The organism is Flectobacillus sp. (assembly GCF_049240685.1).
GTDB lineage: Bacteria > Bacteroidota > Bacteroidia > Cytophagales > Spirosomataceae > Flectobacillus.
Window position 1 is genome coordinate 1 of the sequence record NZ_JBMLSD010000247.1, and the last position, 7,928, is coordinate 7,928.

A 7,928-nucleotide genomic window follows, 5' to 3' on the forward strand; every position below is an offset into this window, starting at 1 on the left:
AAAATATCTTCGTAAATATCAAATCAAACACTTCTATCAAAATCAAGATAATGATGACCCATTCGAGGCGGGTGCTTTCTCGGTTTTGAACTAGCTCCATGAAAAGGGTTAAGTTTTCTTGAACGATTTTGAGTTTGTATTCTATATCTTGGTAACGCATTTTGAGGTCGAAGGTCTTTTTCAAGCCTTTGTCAATGCGCTCTAAATGTTCGTTTTCCCAAGCCTCTTCGGGTGAGTCGAAGATATAGAGGTTATCGATAATACTGTTTTTGATATTGATGGTTTTGCCAATAAATTTCAGGAGTTCACTTTGCGAGCTTTTGAGACGCCCGTGATGCTCTAATTCGTCGGTCATTTGCTTGGTGCTGGTGGCAATTTTATAGGTCAAGGCCTCATAATAATCCAATGCCACAGACTGACCAATATTGAGCATGATGATACGGATAGAGTCATCGGTTAGTTCTGAAACAGTGATAGAATTATGCTTGAGCACTACCGAAATAGAGGGGTCTGTTTGGACAATAAAATCGTCTTCAAACTTTTCTTCAATCAATCCTTCAGCGTAGTTTTTGATAAATTTCAAAAATTCACTTTTTTCCAAATCACCCACACCCGCAAAAACTACCACCCCATAACTCAATAAATAGATATAGGTATCGTCTTCGCGCTTATAGAATAGTTCGGAATTGTTGAAAAGGGAGGGTTCACTGGCATAGTCTTGTTTAAACTTCTTGAGGTTAAAGACTTCGGATATTTGGTATGCGTCGATTTTCATACGAGTATAATTTGAGGCTTTATGTATTCGCCTAGCTCAAATTTACGTTTTTCGTGCTTTAACTCGGTTTAAATCTGTATGAAAAATTTATGAAGGTGTGATTCTGGGGAGACGCAATGCTTTGCGCCTCCTACGATATGGCGTCTCAACTATTTCTTGGGCTTGCAATCGTAACAATAATCAGAAAGTTCAGCGATTTCGGCTAGTACTTGGGTTCTGATTTTAGTCAATTCTTCGGTGTTTTGGCCCAACTTCGTTGCCGTCTGAATATAGTTTTCGCGTGCTTGAAGCTCTTTCTGGAGTTCTTCTTGTGCATTGGCATAAAACTCGCTATTGGAAAATGCTTTCTTTTCTTCAAAAAGGCGCTTTCTAAATTTGCGAGCATACAGTTCGGTCACATCAAAAATACATTGCGAATAAGCAACTAACTGCTGTTTTTGCTCCTCCGTATTGGCAACCAAGTAAGAAGTATTTCTCGTAAAAACGGCTTTGACTTTATTATTAAAATTTTTGGTCAACATAAATGAAGCGGCACTCATACGAAACCCAAAATCGATACTGCAACTAGCTTGGCAACCATACAAATTGCCACTATTCGAAGGAGATTTTGCCATAAAATCACTGATTTTCAATGGACTTTCTCCGCTCCAAACGATAACACTTTGAGCATTGGATTGTGTGATTTGAAAGATCGAGAAAAGCAAAATTAATGTGTATTTAAGCATAGTTTTGTGGGGTTGTTTTTACAACTAACGATGTGGTTTGTTTTGAAATTGTCTATTAAGTTAGGCTAGAAACGTTTCATTACAAACATGGGTTGTAACGTATTGAGTGATTTAGTGATTAGTTTAAATATGAAATACCTAATTACTGACAAAATGAAACAGGTGATTCAGGTGTTTAGACTTTTAAACAGTTTAAAACTGTTTAAAAAATGAGTCCAAGACTAAGTCTTGAACTAGTAACTTCAATTTTGTCCAGTAATCAGGTGTTTTTCATGAAAATATAGAGAGCTTTTGCCTAATGCCTACGGCTTACAGTCTAAATCATTAAATTTTGAGGTAATCTCTAAACCTCTCACTCACTACATTTTGAATACGCCAAAGTACAAACTACAAGCCTGAGAGATATTTCATTAATTCCTCCATACTAGATTTTTCTAATTTTACTTGTATTACCTGATTTGCTTCTAAGTTAAACTCTTTGATGAAGGTATATACTTCTTCTTTTTCGGTAATACCTATGCAAATTAGATTAATGTGCTCTCCTTCTGGAAGATTACTCGGTTTTCCAGTATTGTAATATTGAAGAATAGATTTGAGTCGATCAAAATATAAATAACAAATAATATCATCAATAGCTGGGTACTCTGAAGTGAGTGTAATTGTAGTTAATTTAGTAGATTCTCTAGCAAACTTATCAATGTTTATCCAACCAATTTTACTAGGCAGTATATTAAAGAGCTGTTCTTTGGCAACTATTGCAGTTTTTGATGAATCTTTTGTACCTAGAAATTTATCCTGCATCGTGGCAAGTTGCCAGTTTACATCACCATTAGCCAATTCTTCTCCAAAAAAGATTTTCATTTCTGGATCAGGGTTATTAGTAGGTACTTGAATCGAAAATTGACTGTATGGGGCTAATTGAAGTTTTTTCCCATCTTTTGTTGCTATAATCTCTATTTGACCACCAGTAGTAAGCAATTTACCATCTGAAGTAGTTGTTTTTCCATTCAAAATCATGTCTTTAATGGTATACAATTCCTTGATTTGCAAATTGATAGGTAGCTCAACGCTATCCCAGCTCCCTGACTCATACATAAAATCACTTATCCTCCCATTTACAATAGTACCCTTAGTTGTAGTAAAATTCAGGTCATTGGGGTTATTAACGGTTTTCAGAAAGGGTGCCTCAAGTTTTGTCGCAAGAGGGTTTTCCGTCGAAGGTTTGAATATCGCTTTTTCAACTACTGGAGGTTGAACGTCTTCTTTTATGATAACATCATATCGTTCCTTTGAACAACTTGAAAATATGGATAGAATTACGATTGTTCGTAAAGCTTTTTGGCAATTGTGAAGTAGTAACTGCATCATAAAAATTAATTAAAAGGTGGGACAATAGGTTCTACGTTTGGTACGGAAATAGGCTGGACAAAACATCAAACCAACCTCAGCATAACTTTCTTTCCATAGGATATTATATTTAACCTCTGCAAAAAGTCTGACAGGATAATTGCCAATGCTGGTTCCTAAGCCAACTTCTGGAAGAAAATTATTGGGTTTTGAGTTAGACTGTTGTGTCTCAACATAATTTATCCACCGATTGTACTGTGCACCCACAGCAAGATAAACCATGGGTATTTCGGGATCAATTGAGCGCTTAAAGCCGCTTGGACGTATACTACCTTCTACTAGTACATAATGCACATTGATGCCACCATACAGTTCATGTATCGTATTAAAAGATGGGTAATACTTCAATTGCGGCACTACGAATACTTTTGGAATTATGGGCACTTGCGCTCTTACTCCAAACCCTACGCTATTGAGCGGAAAATTATAGGCACCAGAAAAACCAAATGAAAATTTATCTTGCGAATAAATAGTAAAGTGCCTGGCTAAAAGTACAAATAAAATTAGAAGGGATTTCCGGAAACTAATAGGATTTTTAGACATTTATAGTTTGAATAATTGTTTTGGTGTGATTATAAAGCGATATGATTTTTTATTTACAAATAAAAAGAAAATTAAGTAATCATTGGCGACGAATACTCGTTTTATTCAATCATGTTTTTTAAACTTCTATTGAGACTTCGAACCGAAATGCCCAAATAGGCCGCCATTTCTTCCTTTGAAAGTTGAATTTCTTGCTTACTCTGAAGTTCCAAAAGCTTTGAGAGACTGTGTTCTACTGTGTATAATTGTTGGAAGGCTGCTCTACTAGATGTATTCACGATTCTTTCGGCGAAGGCTTCAAGTAGTAATTTGTTTAGATGAAGGTCTTTATTTAGTAATTCTTGAAAATAAGGGCTAGGAATTACAAAGGCTGATACATTGGTAATGGCTTCGACGCTACATAAACAAGGCATCTGTCGGATACTTTCTATTTCCCCAATAATTTCGCCTTTTCCCAAAAACTCTACAATAAATTCTTTATCATTTTCTTCGTTAAAAAAACATTTTGTTATGCCGCTTTGTAGCAGCATAACGTTGTGAGTTATTTGGTCTTGGTGTAGTAATTTTTGCCCTTTTAAAAAGGATTTTAAGATAATATGATTACCATTGAAGGTACTATCGTAAATGCCTTGTATAAAGTCTAAAAACTTTTGATTGGTTCGTAACATCTTGTCTTGGGACAAATGTCCTTTTTAATATAATTGCATCATTAGATTTTTGTAAAAGAATAACAAAGTTAAGTGAAAAGCCTCCATAAATGGTGCTTACGGTGTCATTTTAGAGTCAAATGAGCTTTTGAAAGTATCTAAAAAGTCAAAATCTATGAAACAATTAATAAATCTTGAGGAGTGGGACAGAAAGGAACATTATCTTTTTTTCTCAAAATTTGAAGAGCCATTTTACGGAATAACAGTAAAATTAGACTGCACTATTGCCTATCAAAATGCTAAAGAAAAGGGACAATCTTTTTTCTGGTATTACTTGTACCGTTCTTTAAAAGCAGCCAATGAAATAGAAAATTTCAGATATCGAATCATTGACAACAATCCGTACTGTTTCGATACGATAAATGCTTCTCCAACGATTAGCCGCCCCAATGGTACCTTCGGTTTTGGGCATGTTTATTATGATGAATCAGAAGAACAGTTTTATCAGAACGCCAAGAATGAAATTGATAGAGTTCATAGTACTGCTGGATTAATGCCAGCTGTTTCTGGCGAGAATATAATCCATTACTCTGCCATTCCTTGGCTCGATTTTACCTCTATTTCACATGCAAGATGTTTTTCCATTGTAGATAGTTGTCCTAAGATTTCCTTTGGTAAAATGACCGAAACTGATGGACAAAAGAGCATGAGTGTTTCTATTCATGTACATCATGCCTTGGTTGACGGTTATCATGTTGGATTATATGTCGACCGTTTTCAGACTTTGATGAATGAGTTTTAAGGTATTTAGGTTGCTCTTTTACTATTTATCAGTCATCACTCAATTACTGATTGAACGAATAACTGATTAATCTAAAATTGATAATCTAGTCGTAGAGACACATGGATTGTATTTTGAGGCGAGTCATGTTTGGTGTGGTAGTATCAAAAGAGCGTTTGGAAAGTACTTTTCCAAACGCTCTTTTGATGAAAACTTGTGAAATAAGCCCAATTCTAATATTCGAGATGACTCATATTATTTAGACTATCTTTCGATATAATCAAAATTCGCTTAGCCACTCCATCAGGAATGACCATTTCGTAGTTCTCTACTTATTCTAACATCTTTTTGAACTCATTTAATTTCAACAAGGCTTCGATTGGCGAAAGTGTATTGACGTCCAATTTCTTCAGTGCCTCTTGAATCTTCTCAAGTTTTGGATTACTAGCCTCAAAAATATTCATTTGATAATTCTGTTTTGGCATCTCCTTGATGGTTGTACGATGTTGTTCTTTCGAACGGTTGCGCTCCAATTCTGCCAAAATTTCGTTGGCACGATGCACCACACTTACAGGCATCCCTGCCAATTGCGCTACGTGAATACCAAAACTATGCTCAGAACCACCTTCCATCAACTTACGCATAAAAATGATTTTGTTGCCTACTTCTTTTACCGAAACATTGAAGTTTTTGATACGTTTAAAGTCCGTAGTCAACTCGTTGAGTTCGTGATAGTGCGTAGCAAAAAGCGTTTTGGGTCTAAAATGCGAGTGATTATGCAAATATTCGGCAATAGCCCAAGCTATCGAAACTCCATCGTAAGTACTTGTTCCACGTCCAATTTCATCCATTAAAACCAAGCTTCTGTCCGAAAGGTTATTTAGAATACTAGCAGTCTCGGTCATTTCGACCATAAAGGTAGATTCCCCTTTGCTCAAGTTATCGCTTGCTCCTACACGGGTAAATACCTTATCGACAATCCCGATTTCGGCAGCTTGGGCTGGAACGAAACAACCAATTTGTGCCATCAACACAATCAAGGCTGTTTGGCGTAGCAAGGCAGACTTACCCGCCATGTTTGGTCCTGTGATGATAATAATCTGTTGCTCGGCATCGTCCAAATGCAAATCGTTTGGTACGTAGGTTTCGCCCAATGGCAATTGCTGTTCGATTACAGGGTGACGCCCTTCCTTAATTTCCAATACTTTTGCGTCGGTAACGATAGGTTGAGCGTAGTTATTTTTTTCTGCAACTTTCGCAAAATTGGTTAATACGTCCAATACTGCAATCATCCTTGCATTTTGTTGAATTTGCAAGACATATTCATTGGCTACGTTTACCAAATCATTGAAAATACGCTGTTCGATGACAAAAATTTTATCTTCTGCGCCTAAGATTGTTTCCTCGTATTCCTTTAGCTCTGGGGTAATATAACGCTCAGCATTTACCAAGGTTTGCTTACGAATCCAGTCGATAGGTACTTTATCTTTATGCGAATTGGTTACTTCCAAATAATATCCAAATACTTTATTAAAAGAAATCTTGAGTGAAGTAATACCAGTGCGTTCTATTTCACGATTTTGTAACTGTATCAAGAAATCTTTTCCTGAATAAGCCACCTTTAGCAAGGCATCTAATTCAGCATCGACCCCTTCTCGAATCATATTGCCTTGATTGGTCACAATAGGTACTTCATCACGGAGTTCTTTCTGGATTTTTTCTAGTAAAAAATGGCAAGGATTTAGTTGGTCGGCATAGCGTTTGAGAACGTCAGCGCCTAAGTCGTTCCCAAAATCCAAAAGCGCTTCTTGGATATGCCCTTTAATGGGGTCGATATGCGCTAAGGCTTTTTTCAATTGCAACATCTCGCGAGGATTGATACGACGCACCGCCACTTTCGAAATCAAACGTTCTAAATCACCGATTTGCTTCAAATGCTGTTGTAGAGTTTCTCTAAGCTCAAGGTGTTTTTTGAAAAATGCGACGGTATTTAATCTTTCCTGAATCAAAGATTTTTCTTTGAGGGGCAATACCAACCACTTGCGCAACAAGCGTGCGCCCATTGGTGTATGGGTTTGATCGATGATATTAATCAAAGGGACACCCCCTTCTTGCTGAGGATGAACGAGCTCAAGATTACGAATCGTAAATTTATCGAGCCACACATACTTGTCCTCCTCCAAACGGTTGATACGTACAATATGTCCAACTTCACGGTGCTCGGTTTCGGCCAAATAATGGAGGATAACACCTGCAGCAATAATACCTTCATTGAGTGTTTCAACACCAAAGCCTTTTAATGAATTGGTTTTGAAATGATTAATCAATAAAGGATAAGCAAAATCATACGTAAACACCCATTCTTCCAAAGCAAAAGTATTGAACTTATCACCAAAGATTTGGGTAAATTCTTGACGATATTTTTTACAATACAATACCTCCGAAGGCATAAAACTCTGTAAAAGTTTCTCGATATAGGCAGCGCTTCCTTGCGAACATAAAAACTCCCCCGTTGATACGTCCAAGAAAGAAATACCAATGACATCTTTCGAAAAACCTGCATAGGATATAGAAGCCAAATAGTTATTTTGCTTTACATCAAGTACATTGTCGTTGAAGGACACCCCTGGCGTAACTAGTTCAGTAACACCACGTTTTACAATTCCTTTAGCAGAAGCAGGATCTTCTAATTGGTCACAAATAGCCACACGTTGTCCCGCACGAACCAACTTTGGCAAGTAAGTATCTAATGAGTGGTGTGGAAATCCAGCCAGTTGGTCATCGGCAGTCCCGTTGTTGCGACGAGTCAAAACAATACCTAAAATTTTGGAAGCTGTCACCGCATCTTCTCCAAAAGTTTCATAAAAATCCCCTACCCTAAACAGCAATAAGGCTCCCGGATATTTGGCTTTAATTTGATTATATTGTTTCGAAAGAGGTGTTTCGGTTGCTTTTTTAGCGGGTTTATGGTCAGTATCGGTATTCTTTGAAGGTCTTGCCATTATGGTATTGATGTAATTGCTAGATTTTGAGAATGCTCTTGAGTATTA

The 7,928-nt window shown here is 36.9% G+C and carries 7 protein-coding genes; 1 reads left to right on the forward strand and 6 read right to left on the reverse strand.

Annotation, left to right across the window (positions count from 1 at the left end):
• The 5 genes from ACOVQ4_RS11385 to ACOVQ4_RS11405 form a co-directional block, all read right to left on the reverse strand.
• Positions 1-775, reverse strand: a 775-nt coding sequence (locus ACOVQ4_RS11385; protein WP_166579538.1) for an RMD1 family protein, incomplete at its 3' end; no start/stop codon positions are given.
• Between the two features lie 149 nt (positions 776-924).
• A complete protein-coding gene (locus tag ACOVQ4_RS11390; protein ID WP_421820763.1) occupies positions 925-1,500 on the reverse strand; it encodes a hypothetical protein in 576 nt (191 codons plus the stop codon).
• Positions 1,501-1,887: 387 nt separating this feature from the next.
• On the reverse strand, positions 1,888-2,868 hold the full coding sequence (locus tag ACOVQ4_RS11395; RefSeq protein WP_421820764.1) for a hypothetical protein: 981 nt from the start codon (positions 2,866-2,868) through the stop codon (positions 1,888-1,890).
• 9 nt (positions 2,869-2,877) lie between these two features.
• Positions 2,878-3,450: a hypothetical protein gene (locus ACOVQ4_RS11400; RefSeq protein WP_421820765.1), complete on the reverse strand. Its 573-nt coding sequence runs from the start codon at positions 3,448-3,450 to the stop codon at positions 2,878-2,880.
• 101 nt (positions 3,451-3,551) lie between these two features.
• Positions 3,552-4,118, reverse strand: a complete 567-nt coding sequence (locus ACOVQ4_RS11405; protein WP_421820766.1) for a Crp/Fnr family transcriptional regulator — start codon at positions 4,116-4,118, stop codon at positions 3,552-3,554.
• 154 nt (positions 4,119-4,272) lie between these two features.
• On the opposite strand from ACOVQ4_RS11405, the gene ACOVQ4_RS11410 reads away from it, so the two are divergent.
• A complete protein-coding gene (locus ACOVQ4_RS11410) occupies positions 4,273-4,899 on the forward strand; it encodes a CatA-like O-acetyltransferase (RefSeq protein ID WP_421820767.1) in 627 nt (208 codons plus the stop codon).
• 311 nt (positions 4,900-5,210) lie between these two features.
• On the opposite strand, the gene mutS is transcribed toward ACOVQ4_RS11410, so the two are convergent.
• Positions 5,211-7,880 carry a DNA mismatch repair protein MutS gene (gene mutS / locus ACOVQ4_RS11415; RefSeq protein ID WP_421820768.1) on the reverse strand — a complete coding sequence of 890 codons (2,670 nt, stop codon included), beginning with the start codon at positions 7,878-7,880 and terminating at the stop codon, positions 5,211-5,213.
• Between the last annotated feature and the right edge of the window lie 48 nt (positions 7,881-7,928).